This is a genomic window from Candidatus Symbiopectobacterium sp. NZEC127, assembly GCF_025962675.1.
In the GTDB taxonomy this organism is placed as follows: domain Bacteria; phylum Pseudomonadota; class Gammaproteobacteria; order Enterobacterales; family Enterobacteriaceae; genus Symbiopectobacterium.
Genome location: NZ_JAGFPG010000002.1, coordinates 636,981 through 652,500, shown reverse-complemented (window position 1 = coordinate 652,500; position 15,520 = coordinate 636,981). Strand labels below are relative to the sequence as shown.

Sequence of the window (15,520 nt, the reverse complement as noted above, 5' to 3'; positions counted from 1 at the left end):
TACCGAATCTTTCTTTTAATTTGTTGCAAGTGAGAAAAACATGTCGAATAAACCATTTTATTATCAAGAACCTTTTCCGCTAAGCAAAGACAACACCCAATATCGCCTGATCAGCAGCGATTATGTTTCCATCACCCAGTTTGAAGGCGAAGAGATCCTGAAGATCGACCCGCAGGCGTTGACCCTGCTGGCACAACAGGCCTTCCACGATGCATCGTTTATGCTGCGTCCGGCTCACCAACAGCAAGTGGCTGATATCCTGCACGATCCGGAGGCGAGCGAAAACGACAAATACGTTGCGCTGCAATTCCTGCGCAACTCGGAAATTGCCGCCAAGGGCATTTTGCCGACCTGCCAGGATACCGGTACCGCGATCATCGTCGGTAAAAAAGGCCAACGGGTCTGGACGGGGAGCAATGACGCCGAAGCGCTGTCACGCGGCGTGTATAACACCTTTATTGAAGATAACCTGCGCTATTCGCAGAACGCCGCGCTGGATATGTACAAGGAAGTCAATACCGGCACCAACCTGCCGGCCCAAATCGACCTGTACAGTACGGAAGGGGCGGAATACAAATTCCTGTTTGTCACCAAAGGGGGCGGTTCTGCCAACAAGACCTACCTTTATCAGGAAACCAAAGCGCTGCTGACGCCAGAAAAACTGAAAAACTATCTGGTAGAAAAAATGCGCTCACTGGGCACCGCCGCCTGCCCGCCGTACCACGTCGCTTTTGTTGTCGGCGGTACCTCCGCGGAAAGTACGCTGAAAACCGTGAAGCTGGCTTCCACCAAATACTACGATACGCTGCCTACCAGCGGCAATGAACATGGGCAAGCCTTCCGCGACGTCGAACTGGAAAATGAATTGCTGAGAGCGGCACAGGATCTGGGGTTAGGCGCACAGTTCGGCGGTAAATATTTCGCTCACGATATCCGCGTTATTCGTCTGCCGCGTCACGGCGCTTCCTGCCCGGTTGGCATGGGCGTTTCCTGCTCCGCTGACCGCAACATCAAGGCGAAAATCAACCGCGATGGCATCTGGCTGGAGCAGTTAGAGCAGAACCCTGGCAAATACATTCCTGAGTCTCTGCGTGAGGCCGGGGAAGGTGAAGCGGTCAAGATCGATCTTAACCAACCGATGGAACAGATCCTGAAAACGCTGTCTCAGTATCCGGTTTCCACGCGTCTCTCTCTGTCCGGTACCATTATTGTGGCGCGCGATATTGCTCACGCCAAACTCAAAGAGCGCATCGACAACGGTGAAGGGTTGCCACAATACGTGAAAGATCACCCGATTTACTACGCGGGCCCGGCCAAAACGCCGGAAGGCTATGCTTCCGGTTCATTGGGGCCAACCACCGCAGGGCGCATGGACTCCTACGTTGATCTGTTGCAAGCCAACGGCGGCAGCAAAATCATGCTGGCGAAGGGCAACCGTAGCCAGCAGGTGACCGACGCCTGCCATAAACACGGCGGTTTCTATCTCGGCAGCATTGGCGGCCCGGCAGCGATTCTGGCGCAGAACAGCATCAAGAGCCTGACCTGTGTTGAATATCCCGAATTGGGTATGGAAGCGATTTGGAAAATCGAAGTGGAAGACTTCCCGGCGTTCATTCTGGTGGATGACAAGGGGAATGACTTCTTTCAGGTGATCCAATCGAACAAGTGCACTCGCTGCGCGTAGGGTTGTTGTTTTAGCATGGCACCAGATATCTTTTGATGTTAACCCGCGTTGAATGACGCTGAGGAAACGGGTAACGCCAGGATGAGCGGCAGGGATGCCGCGAAAGCCCGCGCCGTGCCGGGAGCACGTCGCGGGCGGTCCGTCCGGCGATACCTGTTTCCGAAGGCATCGCGGAGCGACGTCATTCCGCAAAAAGCGCGGGGTCGAGGGGGTGGGCGACTGCACCCCCTCGTCGGGCGCGTGCTACGCCAGTAGCAAAGAAACACGGTTAGCGTCGCGCACGAAACCTTACGCCAATTTCAACATACTTCCCCTGAGAGTTTACTCCCACATTAAAGATGCATTTTAAATACATTTTTATAGCTATTCTTTGTCAGGCTTTATAAACTACCCGCAACGCGGTAAAACGCGATAAGAATGTATAAGCTCTCCGAGGTGTATGATGCAAAACCTGATCTGTTATAAAACCCTACCGCAGTGGAATGCACAGACGCTGCCCGCCGCGTTTCAAGAAAAACACAACACGCAAGTGGGTACATGGGCCAAGCTGACCGTCCTGAAAGGAGAGCTGACGTTCGCCATGCTGCATGAAGATGGCTCAGTGATTGAGACCTACCAATTTACCGAACAGAACCAGCCGCCGTTTGTTGAACCGCAAGCCTGGCACCGTATCGTCAGTGCCTCAGCGGATTTGGAGTGTCAGTTAGCGTTTTACTGCACCGCCGAAGACTATTACGCCAAAAAACACGGCCTGACGGCAACCCACTCCGAAGTGGTGGCGGCACTGGAGCAAATACCGGCGGGCAAAGCGCTCGATCTTGGTTGCGGTGGCGGCAGAAACGCCCTTTACATGAACCTGCGCGGGTTTGACGTTACTGCATATGACAAAAATCTCAACAGCATCTCGTCGCTGAAAGATATCATCAACGGCGAAAACCTCTCCGGCATTCGCGCCAGCCTGTACGACATTAACAAAGCCGCGCTAGACGAACAGTATGACCTGATCATCTCCACCGTGGTGTTGATGTTTTTGGAGCGCGAGCGCATTCCTTTTATCGTGCGTAACTTGCAGGAATGCACCGTAGAGGGCGGCTATAACCTGATCGTGGCAGCCATGTCCACCGAGGATTTCCCCTGCCCGCTGCCTTTCTCCTTCACCTTCCAGCACAACGAACTGCGTGAGTATTACGCCGGGTGGGATATCCTGAAATACAACGAAGAGGTGGGTGAGTTGCATAAAACCGACGAGAATGGCAATCGCATCAAACTGCGCTTCGCCACCTTACTGGCAAGAAAAACGCAGCCCAGCGCGTAAGGCGCACAGACTGCGTTTTTAGGGGCCGGTCTCACCGGCCCAAGAAGAGCGATCAGCTGGCTTTGCGTTCCGCTGCCTGACGGTAGGCGACCAAATCTTCGATGGTCAGTACCGGCATACCGTGCTGTTTGGCAAAGGCGATCACTTCCGGCGCACGCGCCATGGAGCCGTCATCATTGGTCAGTTCACACAGCACAGCGGCCGGTTTGAAACCTGCCAGCGTTGCCAGATCGACAGACGCTTCGGTATGACCACCGCGAGTCAGTACGCCGCCCGGTTGAGCGCGCAGCGGGAAGACGTGGCCAGGGCGATTCAGATCGCTTGCGCGAGCGTCATCGGCAATGGCAGCGCGAACGGTTGTCATACGGTCAGACGCAGACACACCGGTCGTCACGCCTTCGGCAGCTTCAATGGTGACAGTAAAGCCGGTTTGATAGTGGCTGGTGTTATGCTCGACCATCATGGGCAGTTCCAGTTGACGGCGGCGCTCTTCGGTCAGGCACAGGCAGACGATACCGCTACCGTAGCGAATGGTCATCGCCATTTGCTCAACGGTCATGTTCTCGGCGGCAAATACCATGTCGCCTTCGTTTTCGCGGTCTTCGTCGTCCAACACCATAACACCAACGCCTTGACGCAGCGCTTCAAGCGCACGTTCAACGCGTTCAGATGGTGTGCCAAATGCAGAAAGTAATGTCTGATTCATGGTAAAAAAACCTCATGTTTATTATGGATTACCAGAACCAGGGCGAGCTTGAGGAGTAACCATTGCGACGAATGCGTGTCAATACGCACCGGGCAATGACTAACAAAATAACGCGAGTGGGCATAAGCCCAACAGGATACCGTTACTCTCTCCCATCCGGACTATAACCGTCGGCCCCGGAATTTCACCGGATCTGCTGACCTCGCCACGCATATCGATAATAAATTATTGATAACGTTACGGCGAGCGCTCGCGGGCTTCCAGACGAAAGCACGATGTTTTAACACCCTGCGCTGTCTGGTTTACCGCCGGTGGGGAATTACACCCCGCCCTGAGAAGTAAGCGTGGTAACTATAACCCTATTGCCTGAGCGGGGCAATTAGCGCAATGGATAAAATGTGATATCTGCTAGCCTATTGGTAAAATTTTTCTTTAAGAATCCGACACAAAGCATTACAGGGCGAGTTTTGGTTTATCCCTTTTCATTCACGCATTACACTGACAGTACAGATGACACGAACCTATCAGGAAAACGGCATGATTGACCCGAAAAAGATTGAGCAAATTGCGCGCCAGGTGCATGAATCCATGCCAAAAGGCATACGTGAGTTGGGCGAAGACGCCGAGAAAAAAATTCGCCAGGTGCTGCAAGCGCAGTTCACCAAGCTGGATCTGGTGAACCGCGAAGAGTTCGATGTACAAACGCAGGTTTTGCTGCGCACCCGTGAAAAGCTGGCGCGACTGGAACAGCGTTTAACCGAACTGGAAGCCAGGCTGGACGCGGAAAAAACCGCAACGGCTGAACAGCAGCCCTCATAAGCTGCCCGGCTTCATCACCAGTACCGGCCACCCGTTGGCCGGTACTGGTGCGGTTATTCTGCTGCCAGTTGCTGTGACTTACGCGGTAAACCCCACCACAACACAGCGAACATAATCAACGCATAGAGCGATTTAGCCCCCACCATCACCAACAGTGCGCAGCACAATACACTGCCGATAACCGCCATCAGGCGGGCCCGACCTTTCAACAACCGGCACCCAGCCAGCATGCACAGCAGATAAACCAGAACAAAAATGCCATTGGCATAAACGATCAGCGTCGCTAAAGGCAAAGATAGCCAGTAAATCAGCAGACAACAGACCATGCTACACAGCACCACCGCCGACAGCGCACTGAGTGGCACCTGGGCTCGCGAAAGCCTCCCCAAACGACTCCCCGGCGCTGCCTGCGACCACACCAGTCGCGCAAAGCCTTGGGTGTATATGTTCACGCTGGCAAAGCACGCCAGATAACCGACGAGGCAGGCGGCCCAATAGATCCACTGGCTGGCAAACAGGTCCGCGACAATACTCAACAGCAGCGAGGTCGGGGGGATATCACTGCCATAGACATTCAACTGCAAAATCGCCACGGTACAGCCCCAATAGACGATGCCAGCAATCAGCATGCCGATCATCAACGCGCGTGGGAAATCACGCTCGGGATTGCGAAACTCGGTGGAAAGGTGAGCAAACGCTTCCAGCCCGACAAAACACCAAAACATCACGGCGAGTGAATCAAAGGTGTTCGGCCAAGAGACAGCACTCAGTGCAGGCCAGGCGATATGCGTGGGATTGATCTCTCCGCCCCACCAAATGGCGGCGACCAGCAGCACCACCAGCACGGCAATCAACGTTTGAATGGAAGCACTTGAGCCCGCGCTGCGTGACCCAAGCAGCCAAATGGCGACCAGCGTCAACAGTTGCACCGCCAATATGCCCATCCTGCTGTGGCCGATAAACGGCGCCCAAAATTCAGCGGCAATTTGCAGCGCAGCAGGCAACCCCAGAGGGATCACGGAAAGAAACAGCCAGCGAGTCACGCGGGCCAGACGCGGACCAAACGCCAGGTTGACAAAGTGAGCCGCCCCACCGGCATTCGGAAAATGCTGTCCTAACGCGGCAAAGCCAATGGCAATCGGAAACACCAACACAATCAGCAGCGGCCAGGCCCACAGGCTGTCGTTACCCGACAGTTGCGCCACAATGGCGGGCACCGCAAACACACCGGTACCCAGTAGCGAAGTGGAAAGCAGCCCCACTCCCTGAATCACCCCCAGATCCTGCTTTAACCCATTGCTACTCGCCACGTCAACTCACCCTATCCCCTGAAAAAACAAAGCCTCCACGTAGGAGGCTTTGCGGTTGCACCATCACGTTTATCCATGAGTCCGCAGCACATCACGAATACGGCCCTTGTAGGCTTCAACTTTCTGCGGCGTCATTAAACGGCGCTCATCATCCAGCACCACGCCGCCAACGTCATCGGCAATGCGCTGTGCAGATTGCAGCATCAGTTTGAAGTTCTGGCTCGCGTCACCGTAGGAAGGCACCATCATGAAAATGGAGACACCCGGCGTGGAGAACTCGGCCATATCGTCGATACTGAATGAGCCGGGTTTCACCATGTTGGCCAGGCTGAACAGCACCGGCCCTGCGCCCGCAGGATTAACATGGCGATGGAAAATATTCATTTCACCGAACTGGAACCCTGCCTGCAACACGCTTTGCAGCAGCACTTCACCGCCAATGATACTGCCCTGATGAGCAGCGACGTGCAGCACCAGCACCGTTTCTTGCGCTGTACTGCTCGCATTTTGCACGTGCGGTTGGTCAGTATCCCGTTCGGACGCGTCTTGCTCTGCGGCCTGCACGTCAACGTGCGGTGCAGGCGCTACCGGGGTTGGGTGCAAAGGCGCAGCGCGATCGTCCTGTGCAACGCGGTCGGCGTGCACCTCAGGCGCCGAGCGTGGCGCGGTGGTCGCCCCTAACAACGGATCGTAATCGGTACGAACGTGTTCGGCCGCGGAAGCGAAAGGCGATGAGGATGCTGATGGCGGTGCAGGCTCACTGAACGTTCCCAATGCCGGTTCTTCCTCTGCACGAGTTCGCGTGACTCTGACTTCGCCGACCCCTTCATCAAGCTCCTCAAGCGGCGCAGCATCTTCTCGCTTCTGCTTAAGGCGTTTCACCGGACGGTCACGAAAAAGGGACGAGCGCTCTTTACGGCTCGTCCACAAGCCGTGAAGCAGTAGCGCAATTATAGCGATCGCGCCCACAACGATTAATATCAGACGCAAGTCCTGCATCATTGCTATCCCAGTTAATTCAATTTATTGCCACCGCGGCAACTTTTTCGTACCCCTAACTCTATTTGCCTGCGTACACAAGTGCAAGCCTGCACAGTATTTTATAGGAATAAAGATATACCGGGCGCACTTTTTTGCTTTTTTTTCGTCCAAAGGGTCACTGGTCAGCAGAAAATCATCCCGATATGATGCAGATCACACAAACTATCCCGATCGCATCAAAGATCCGGATCACCCCAACACTGAGGAACAGGATGTCATGGTAACCCCGTCCCCCGCTACGCCACCGCGTTCAGGCATTTACTATTTTGCACAAGGTTGGCAACTGATGTCGCTGCCGGGTATACGGCGCTTTGTCATCATTCCCCTGCTGCTCAACGTGCTGTTGATGGGCGGTGCCTTTTGGTGGCTGTTTTCCCGCATGGGAGAATGGATTGCCCGGCTGATGGGCCATGTACCGGAGTGGCTGCAATGGTTAAGCTACCTGCTATGGCCGCTCGCCGTCATTTCTATCCTGTTGGTATTTGGCTATTTTTTCAGCACCATTGCCAATTTTATCGCGGCACCGTTTAACGGACTGCTGGCCGAGCAACTTGAGGCGCGGCTGACCGGAAAGGCCCTGCCGGATAGCGGCGTAATGGGCATGGTTAAAGATATCCCGCGTATCATGAAGCGCGAAGTGCAGAAGCTCGCCTATTACCTGCCGCGCGCCATCGTGCTGTTGTTGCTGTATCTTATTCCCGGCATCGGGCAAACCGTGGCACCGCTGCTGTGGTTCGGGTTCAGCGCGTGGATGTTGGCCATTCAGTATTGCGATTATCCCTTCGACAATCACAAAATCAGCTTTCCCGCCATGCGCGAAGCGTTACGACGTCATAAACTCAATAACTTGCAGTTCGGCGCGCTGGTCAGTGTGTTCACGCTGGTGCCGTTCCTGAATTTGGTGGTGATGCCCGTCGCCGTCTGCGGTGCAACCGCATTGTGGGTAGACAGGTATCGTCATCTTTCGGTATCTGCGGGAACGCGGTAGTTTTTTCCGACTGTAATGAAAAGATATTTCTTAAGAACATAACGATATAGCAATTCTTTCCTTCCCTGAAAGGGAGGAGTGAGTATGCTCTATCTTGTTGGTAAAAATTTCATACAGTTATAAGGACTGGCCATGAGCAAAATCTATGAAGATAACTCCTACACCATCGGCCACTCGCCGCTGGTTCGCCTGAACCGTATCGGTAATGGACGAATTCTGGCAAAAGTGGAATCGCGCAACCCCAGTTTCAGCGTTAAATGCCGTATCGGCGCGAACCTGATTTGGGATGCGGAAAAACGCGGCATATTGAAACCTGGCGTTGAACTGGTCGAACCGACAAGCGGTAACACCGGTATTGCTCTGGCCTACGTTGCTGCGGCCCGCGGGTACAAATTGACCCTGACCATGCCAGAAACCATGAGCATTGAGCGGCGCAAACTGTTGAAAGCGCTGGGTGCCAAACTGGTACTGACCGAAGGCGCGAAAGGCATGAAAGGGGCCATCGCCAAGGCAGAAGAGATTGTTGCCAGCGATCCGAACCGTTTCCTGTTGCTGCAACAGTTCAGCAACCCGGCTAACCCTGAAATTCATGAAAAAACCACCGGCCCGGAAATCTGGGAAGACACCGATGGTGAAGTGGACGTGTTTATCTCCGGTGTTGGTACCGGCGGTACGTTGACCGGCGTCAGCCGTTTTATCAAGAATACCAAAGGCAAAGCTATTACCACCGTGGCGGTTGAACCCGTTGATTCTCCGGTGATCACGCAAGCGTTGGCAGGGGAAGAAATCAAGCCTGGCCCGCACAAGATCCAAGGGATCGGCGCCGGTTTCATTCCCGGTAACCTCGATCTGTCTCTGGTGGATCGCGTTGAGCGCGTTTCTAACGAAGAAGCTATATCAACCGCGCGTCGCCTAATGGAAGAAGAAGGTATCCTGGCCGGGATCTCTTCCGGTGCTGCCGTGGCTGCCGCGCTGAATTTGCTGAAAGAACCCGCGTTTGAAGGCAAAACCATCGTGGTGATTCTGCCCTCCTCCGGTGAGCGTTATCTCAGTACTGCGCTGTTTGCCGATCTGTTCACAGAACAAGAATTGCAGCAGTAATCCTTCGTTACATTGACGGCATAAAAGCACCTTCACAGGTGCTTTTTTTGTGGTCGGGTTCAAAGTTTATACCCATCAATGATTGCTTTTTTGGTCCAGGTTTAGTATTTAACCGAACAATTATTTTGATGCGCGAAATTAATAACCGTAACATCGTACCCTGTTCCTGCTGATGGCAATGCCCCCGTTTTTTAACACAGTGGCAGCAACGTTATCGGACACTGGGCTGGAATGCGGTGCTATTTGGCGTATATATTCAAGGAAGGCGTTTCGTCTGAACCTTGCCGCATCAAAGGCGACCCCGTAACATAAATGGGGCTGACCTAACAGACTAAAGTTGGGTAAATACACTAAACTTTAGTTCCACAACACGAATCCAAACCATAGTTGGGGAAAACAGAATGTTCCAGCAAGAAGTTACTATTACCGCTCCGAATGGCCTGCACACCCGTCCTGCGGCTCAGTTTGTTAAAGAAGCCAAAGGGTTTACCAGCGAAATTACCGTTACCTCCAACGGAAAAAGCGCCAGCGCAAAAAGTTTATTTAAGCTTCAGACCCTTGGCCTGACGCAAGGCACTGTCGTTACCCTTTCCGCAGAAGGTGAAGACGAGCAAAAAGCCGTTGAACATCTGGTTAAGCTGATGGCCGAACTTGAGTAATCGGCAGGCTTTTCGTGTGAACATCAGTTTCGAGTGAAGGTAGGGTTATGATTTCAGGCATATTAGTATCACCCGGTTTTGCTTTCGGTAACGCACTGTTATTGAAGGAAGACGAAATCGTCATCAGCCGGAAGAAAATTACTGCTGAAGACGTTGAACAAGAAATCGAGCGTTTTCTGAGTGGCCGGTCCAAGGCTTCCGCACAGTTGGAAGCTATCAAGACCAAAGCAGGTGCAACCCTGGGCGCTGAGAAAGAAGCCATCTTCGAAGGGCACATCATGCTGCTTGAAGATGAAGAGTTCGAGCAGGAAATCATAGCCCTGATCAAAAAGGACCATCACTCTGCCGATGCGGCAGCCTACTCGGTTATTGAGAATCAGGCGAAAGCGTTGGAAGAACTGGACGATGAATACCTGAAAGAGCGCGCTGCCGACATGCGCGATATCGGTAAACGCCTGCTGAGAAACATTCTCGGTATGCCGATTATCGATCTTGGCGATATTCAGGAAGAGTCTATCCTGATCGCCACCGATTTGACGCCATCAGAAACCGCACAGTTGAACCTGGACAAGGTGCTGGGTTTTATTACCGATCTCGGCGGCCGGACCTCCCACACCTCCATCATGGCGCGTTCTCTGGAGCTGCCCGCGATTGTCGGCACCTCCGATGCCACGAAACAGGTGAAAAACGGCGATTATCTGATTCTGGATGGCGTGAACAACAAGATTTATCAGAACCCGACGCCGGACGTTATCGAACAGTTGAAAGCGCTGGAAGCACAGTACTACGCTGAAAAAGATGCGTTGGCAAAACTGAAGGATTTGCCTGCCATCACGCTCGACGGGCACCAGGTAGAAGTGTGCGCCAACATCGGTACCGTGCGTGACGTTGCCGGTGCCGAGCGCAACGGCGCAGAAGGTGTTGGCTTGTACCGCACCGAATTTCTGTTTATGGACCGCGATGCGTTCCCGACAGAAGAAGAGCAGTTCCAGGCTTACAAAGCCGTGGCGGAAGCCGTGGGCGCGCAGGCGGTTATCGTGCGCACCATGGATATCGGCGGCGACAAAGATCTGCCTTACATGAACCTGCCGAAGGAAGAGAACCCGTTCCTTGGCTGGCGTGCAATTCGTATCTGTCTCGATCGTAAAGAAATTCTTCACGCACAGCTGCGCGCTATTTTACGCGCATCGGTGTTTGGCAAGCTGCGTATCATGTTCCCGATGATCATTTCCGTGGAAGAAGTGCGTGCGCTGAAAGCCGAACTGGAACTGCTAAAATCGCAGTTGAGAGCGGAAGGGAAGGCCTTCGATGAGAGCATCGAGGTGGGCGTAATGGTTGAAACACCGGCTGCGGCCGCCATTGCCAACCATCTGGCGAAAGAAGTGGACTTTTTTAGTATTGGGACAAATGACTTAACCCAGTATACTCTGGCAGTTGATCGCGGTAATGAGCTTATCTCTCATCTCTACAACCCGATGTCGCCAGCGGTATTGCGTTTGATCAAGCAAGTCATTGACGCATCTCATGCCGAAGGCAAATGGACGGGGATGTGCGGCGAGCTCGCTGGTGACGAACGTGCTACACTGCTATTATTGGGTATGGGTTTGGATGAATTCAGCATGAGTGCAATCTCAATTCCTGGCATCAAGAAGATCATTCGTAATGCAAATTACGACGATGCCAAAGCGTTGGCAGAACAAGCGCTCTCCCAGCCCACAGCGCAAGAACTGAGCGATGTAGTGAGCCGATTCATCAAAGAAAAAACGCTCTGCTGATTCTGCTATGCTGACCCAATATTAATGATTAGGAGAAGATCATGGGTTTGTTCGATAAACTGAAATCTCTGGTATCTGATGACAAAAAAGATACTGGCAGCATTGAAATCATTGCACCGCTGTCTGGTGAAATCGTCAATATCGAAGACGTTCCTGACGTTGTTTTTGCTGAAAAAATTGTCGGGGACGGTATTGCCATTAAACCGACTGGCAACAAGATGGTGGCGCCGGTTGATGGCACCATCGGCAAGATTTTTGAAACTAACCATGCATTCTCTATCGAATCCGACAGCGGAATTGAGCTGTTCGTCCACTTCGGCATTGATACCGTTGAGCTGAAAGGCGAAGGCTTTAAACGCATCGCGGAAGAAGGCCAACACGTGAAGAAAGGCGATCTGGTCATTGAATTCGATCTGGCGCTGTTGGAAGAAAAGGCCAAATCGACGTTGACGCCGGTGGTTATCTCCAACATGGACGAAATCAAAGAGCTGACCAAGTTGAGCGGCACCGTTGTTGTCGGTGAAACACCGGTTATCCGTATCAAGAAGTAACGCTTTTCTGAGTACAGCACCTCATACCAGCCCACGGTCAGTACGTTGACTGTGGGTTTTCTATTTATTGCCACCCTATTTACCGTAAACGCGGGCGCTTTGCCGCACCGACAGAGGCCATTTCGAGGGCTGCTAATACCTTTACCGCATCCCCGACCAACGAAATCCCCAGCGACTGGGCCACTAATGCGCAGCATTCCCCGTTTCGCACCCGCTGAGCGCCAAAAGTATCAACCGCGATCATCTCCAGAAAATGCATCGCACTGTGGCAGTGATGAATACCCTGCTCCCACGCCACCCGATAGCAGGGTTCTCCCTGCCGCACTCGCGCCCCGGCGACCGTCTTCACCGCAATGTTCTCCAGCTCACACATCGCCGAAAATAAAGGACTGATGCCGTGTTCTCTGGCCACCAATCGGCAGGACTCACCATTACGTACCCGTTCTCCGGCACAGGCGTTTACGGCGATCATCTCTAACATATCCATCGACTCATACAGCATGCAAATGCCATGATCCTCTGCCACTTGCAGGCATGACTCACCGTTGCGCACCCGTTCCCCTGCCCGCCCCATCACTGCGCACTTTTGCAACGCGTTGAACGCGAAACTGTCAGATTCAATCCCGTAGTTCTCCGCCACGGCATAACAGCATTCGCCGGCATAGACCCGCGCGCCAGCCTCACCATCAACCGCCAGCATATTCAGTCGATGCATGAGTACGCTACGGTCAGGAATGCCATGCGCCTCGGCCACTGTCTTGCATGATTGCCCCGCCAATACGCGCTCTAGTGAAACCGCCTCTGCCAACCAGTCATGCCTGCCAAGAGAAAGGGATTTCCAGCGTTGATAAAACGCCTGACGCAACGCGTGTTGCACGGCAAGGGGACGTTCCCGGTTATCCCCGATGAAGCGCGCCACCGGCACAATATCTTCAGGTTGAGAAAACGGGTTAACCTGAGTAATGCGACTTACGCAGGCATTGGCCGCCAGTACTGACAAGGCAGGTAAAGCACAACGGGCAGACTGCGCCGTGGGCTCTGTGCCATCGTTGCTGACGACGATAACCTCTTGCAAGAGTCGTAGCGGCTGCGCTGCCAGCCTATAGCCAAAAGAGACGTTGGAAGGAAAGCGAAAAGACGCATTATTGATAGGGCAGAGATAATCCGAAAGCATCTAGGGCATCCTGAAACGGGAGTGGCGTATCCACCGAAAAGTAAGTTTCGGACAAATACACCAGGTTGCCGTTAATAAAACGCGCTAATCAATGACTTTGCGATGCGGTCTCTTGCCAACGAGGAATAAAGATACGCACGGTCAATCCCCCGTGAGGGCCGTTATCTGCCTCAATATGCCCCCCGTGCGCCATCACCACTTTGCGGGCAATCGCCAGCCCTAATCCATAGCCTTTGCCGGACTGCGGCGATTCGATACGAATAAAAGGATCAAAGATGCTGGATAGCTTATTTTTCTCCACCCCCGGGCCCTGATCGGTGACACAAAGCAGCCACTCGCGCTCGGTGCCGCGCAGGTCTACCTGCACCGTCTGCTCACGGGTTGAAAAACGCAGCGCGTTGCGCACGATATTGTCCAACGCGCGCCGCATCAGCTCGGCATTCCCTTTTACCGTGTGATCCTGCTCGGTGTCCGCCTCCAGCAGAATGGTGACGCCCGGTACTTGCGCCTCATAGCGCGCATCGTTTACCACCGCATCAACCAATCCGTACAAATCGAAGTAAGACTCATCGACCACCTGATGCTCGGCCCGTGATAGCGTCAGCAGTTCGCCGATCATTTTGTCCATGCGCGCCGCTTCACCTTCAATGCGCTGCAACGAAGTGTCAATATTAGCGCGGTTTTGGTGCGCCAACCCGATGGCCAGCTGTAAACGTGCCAGAGGGGAACGTAACTCATGTGACACATCATGCAGCAGTTGTTCGCGGGAACTCACCAACACCTCCAGCCGCTCGACCATGGCATCAAAATCCCGCGCCACGTCGCTCAACTCATCGTGGCGTCGTTTCATGTCCGGCAACAGGCGAATGGATAAATCGCCCTGTGACACACGGTCAAAACTGGCGCGCAGGCGATTGAGCGGCCGGGTCAGGTTCCAGGCCAATACCCCACTGAACAGCAGGCCACCTAGCCCCGCAACCCACACCAACGGCTCGGGAATATTGAGTATCAACATCGGACGCGGCGCGTAAGTTTCATCGCGTAAACGCTGGGCGTCAAAAGAGACCCAGTAGCGCTCGCCATTGGGCCCATTGACCACGTTGACAAGCGGCATATGCCGATCGCTCCGATGGTTTTGCTCATCCTCGTGCGGCCTGGGGCCAGCGGGAGGCGGAACCTCTCTGGCAGGCGGTTCACGCCACGGCGCAGGTGGCTGAGCCCATTTATCGGCCTCCATTGGCGTGGTAGACACACGCAGAAAACCGCGTTCCTGTGGCGGCCACTGGGCTTCCAGTGCCTCCAGCGCGGGCTGCCCGCCCTGTTGCAACGCCGATTGCGCCATCGACAATTGTAACGATATCAAGCGCTGGATCATCGCCTCTTCCGGCGGTGCACGGTGCCCGCCGTCATACAGCGTGAACCCCAACCACAGCAGTTGCGATATCAGTAAAAACGTCAGCCAGAAGCCAAACAGAATTTTCCAGAACAAGCGTCCCTGCATCATCAACGAATCCGATATCCTACGCTGCGCACGGTTTCAATGGTCATGGTGCTGCCCGGCAGGTCGGCTAGCTTTTGCCGAATGTTGCTGATATGCACATCGACGCTGCGATCGTAGGCTTCACGCTGCCGTCCCAGACATTTTTCCGACAGCTCATCCTTGGAGACCACGCGCTCGCACGCGCGCACCAGCAGTTCCAGCAAATTGAATTCGGAGGCGGTTAAATCAAAGGGACGTCCTTTCCATTCACTGGTGCGCGTAGCGGGGTTCAACACCAGTTCGCCTAACGCCGCCGCCCCTTCACTTTCCTGCTTTTCCGGGCGTTCGTCATAACGGCGTAGCACCGCACGCAGACGCGCCACCAACTCACGGGGGAAACAAGGCTTCGGCATATAATCATCAGCCCCCATTTCCAGACCAATTACCCGGTCAATGTTGTCCCCCTTGGCCGTCAACATGATAATCGGCAACCGGCTCGCCTTGCGCACTTGGCGTAACACATCAATACCGCTCATGTCCGGCAACATCACGTCCAGAATCATGGCGGTGTAATTTCCTGACAGCGCGCTTTCAACGCCCTCTTTCCCTGTCAACACGCGCGATGCGGCAAATCCCTCAGCGCTGAGATACTCACAGAGCAGGTTGCCCAACTCCACATCATCATCAACCAGCAACAGCTTCATACCTTGCTCCCCTTGGCGGTTCTGGCGGCTATTTTCGCGTTTAATGCGCCTTTTCGCAGCCATCTTTACTGAATTCTTACCTTCCATAGCACTAAATAGGCGAGATCGGGTCAGAGAGTCAGGGTAAAGTAACGGCTTTGCTCTACGCGGTTAGCATCACCCAGTCAGACGTCGATACCCGGTTAAGACGTCAACACTCGATAAGGATATTCA

The 15,520-nt window shown here is 53.8% G+C and carries 14 protein-coding genes and 1 riboswitch; of the genes, 8 read left to right on the top strand and 6 right to left on the bottom strand.

Annotated features, from left to right (window positions below; translation table 11 throughout):
* Positions 1–40: 40 nt before the first annotated feature.
* Together fumA and tehB are read left to right on the top strand one after the other, a co-directional pair.
* Positions 41–1,684, top strand: a complete 1,644-nt coding sequence (gene fumA, locus J5069_RS12910; protein ID WP_264644255.1) for a class I fumarate hydratase FumA — start codon at positions 41–43, stop codon at positions 1,682–1,684.
* A gap of 442 nt (positions 1,685–2,126) precedes the next feature.
* Positions 2,127–2,999: an SAM-dependent methyltransferase TehB gene (gene tehB, locus J5069_RS12905; RefSeq protein WP_264644379.1), complete on the top strand. Its 873-nt coding sequence runs from the start codon at positions 2,127–2,129 to the stop codon at positions 2,997–2,999.
* A 52-nt stretch (positions 3,000–3,051) separates the two neighbouring features.
* Here tehB and ribB read toward each other — a convergent pair whose 3' ends face one another.
* Positions 3,052–3,705, bottom strand: a complete 654-nt coding sequence (gene ribB, locus J5069_RS12900; RefSeq protein WP_264644254.1) for a 3,4-dihydroxy-2-butanone-4-phosphate synthase — start codon at positions 3,703–3,705, stop codon at positions 3,052–3,054.
* Positions 3,706–3,845: 140 nt separating this feature from the next.
* Positions 3,846–4,049: riboswitch (FMN riboswitch) on the bottom strand.
* Positions 4,050–4,242: 193 nt separating this feature from the next.
* Between ribB and ubiK the strand changes: the two genes are divergently transcribed.
* Positions 4,243–4,524 (top strand): ubiquinone biosynthesis accessory factor UbiK, encoded by a 282-nt coding sequence (gene ubiK / locus J5069_RS12895; RefSeq protein WP_264644253.1) that lies wholly within the window; start codon positions 4,243–4,245, stop codon positions 4,522–4,524.
* Between the two features lie 53 nt (positions 4,525–4,577).
* Here the strand turns inward: ubiK and yjeH are convergent, their stop codons facing one another.
* Positions 4,578–5,834, bottom strand: coding sequence for an L-methionine/branched-chain amino acid transporter (gene yjeH / locus J5069_RS12890; protein ID WP_264644252.1), 1,257 nt, complete (start codon positions 5,832–5,834; stop codon positions 4,578–4,580).
* A gap of 69 nt (positions 5,835–5,903) precedes the next feature.
* Positions 5,904–6,836, bottom strand: coding sequence for a cell division protein ZipA (gene zipA, locus J5069_RS12885; RefSeq protein ID WP_264644251.1), 933 nt, complete (start codon positions 6,834–6,836; stop codon positions 5,904–5,906).
* Positions 6,837–7,092: 256 nt separating this feature from the next.
* On the opposite strand from zipA, the gene cysZ reads away from it, so the two are divergent.
* From cysZ to crr, 5 genes are all read left to right on the top strand, one after another.
* Positions 7,093–7,863: a sulfate transporter CysZ gene (gene cysZ / locus J5069_RS12880; RefSeq protein WP_264644250.1), complete on the top strand. Its 771-nt coding sequence runs from the start codon at positions 7,093–7,095 to the stop codon at positions 7,861–7,863.
* 132 nt (positions 7,864–7,995) lie between these two features.
* Entirely contained in the window at positions 7,996–8,964 is a 969-nt protein-coding gene (cysK, locus tag J5069_RS12875; protein ID WP_264644249.1) for a cysteine synthase A, read from the top strand.
* Positions 8,965–9,365: 401 nt separating this feature from the next.
* Positions 9,366–9,623, top strand: coding sequence for a phosphocarrier protein Hpr (gene ptsH, locus J5069_RS12870; RefSeq protein ID WP_002913505.1), 258 nt, complete (start codon positions 9,366–9,368; stop codon positions 9,621–9,623).
* Positions 9,624–9,670: 47 nt separating this feature from the next.
* Entirely contained in the window at positions 9,671–11,398 is a 1,728-nt protein-coding gene (ptsI, locus tag J5069_RS12865; RefSeq protein ID WP_264644248.1) for a phosphoenolpyruvate-protein phosphotransferase PtsI, read from the top strand.
* 41 nt (positions 11,399–11,439) lie between these two features.
* On the top strand, positions 11,440–11,949 hold the full coding sequence (gene crr / locus J5069_RS12860) for a PTS glucose transporter subunit IIA (RefSeq protein ID WP_196908569.1): 510 nt from the start codon (positions 11,440–11,442) through the stop codon (positions 11,947–11,949).
* A 79-nt stretch (positions 11,950–12,028) separates the two neighbouring features.
* Here crr and J5069_RS12855 read toward each other — a convergent pair whose 3' ends face one another.
* The 3 genes from J5069_RS12855 to J5069_RS12845 form a co-directional block, all read right to left on the bottom strand.
* Positions 12,029–13,123: a hypothetical protein gene (locus tag J5069_RS12855; RefSeq protein ID WP_264644247.1), complete on the bottom strand. Its 1,095-nt coding sequence runs from the start codon at positions 13,121–13,123 to the stop codon at positions 12,029–12,031.
* Positions 13,124–13,211: 88 nt separating this feature from the next.
* Complete coding sequence (locus tag J5069_RS12850; RefSeq protein ID WP_264644246.1) at positions 13,212–14,630, bottom strand: ATP-binding protein; 1,419 nt, start codon at positions 14,628–14,630, stop codon at positions 13,212–13,214.
* The gene (locus J5069_RS12845) at positions 14,627–15,307 is read right to left on the bottom strand and encodes a response regulator transcription factor (RefSeq protein ID WP_264644378.1); all 681 of its coding nucleotides are present in this window, start codon (positions 15,305–15,307) and stop codon (positions 14,627–14,629) included. Before J5069_RS12845 ends, J5069_RS12850 begins: the two co-directional genes overlap by 4 nt.
* Positions 15,308–15,520: the final 213 nt, after the last annotated feature.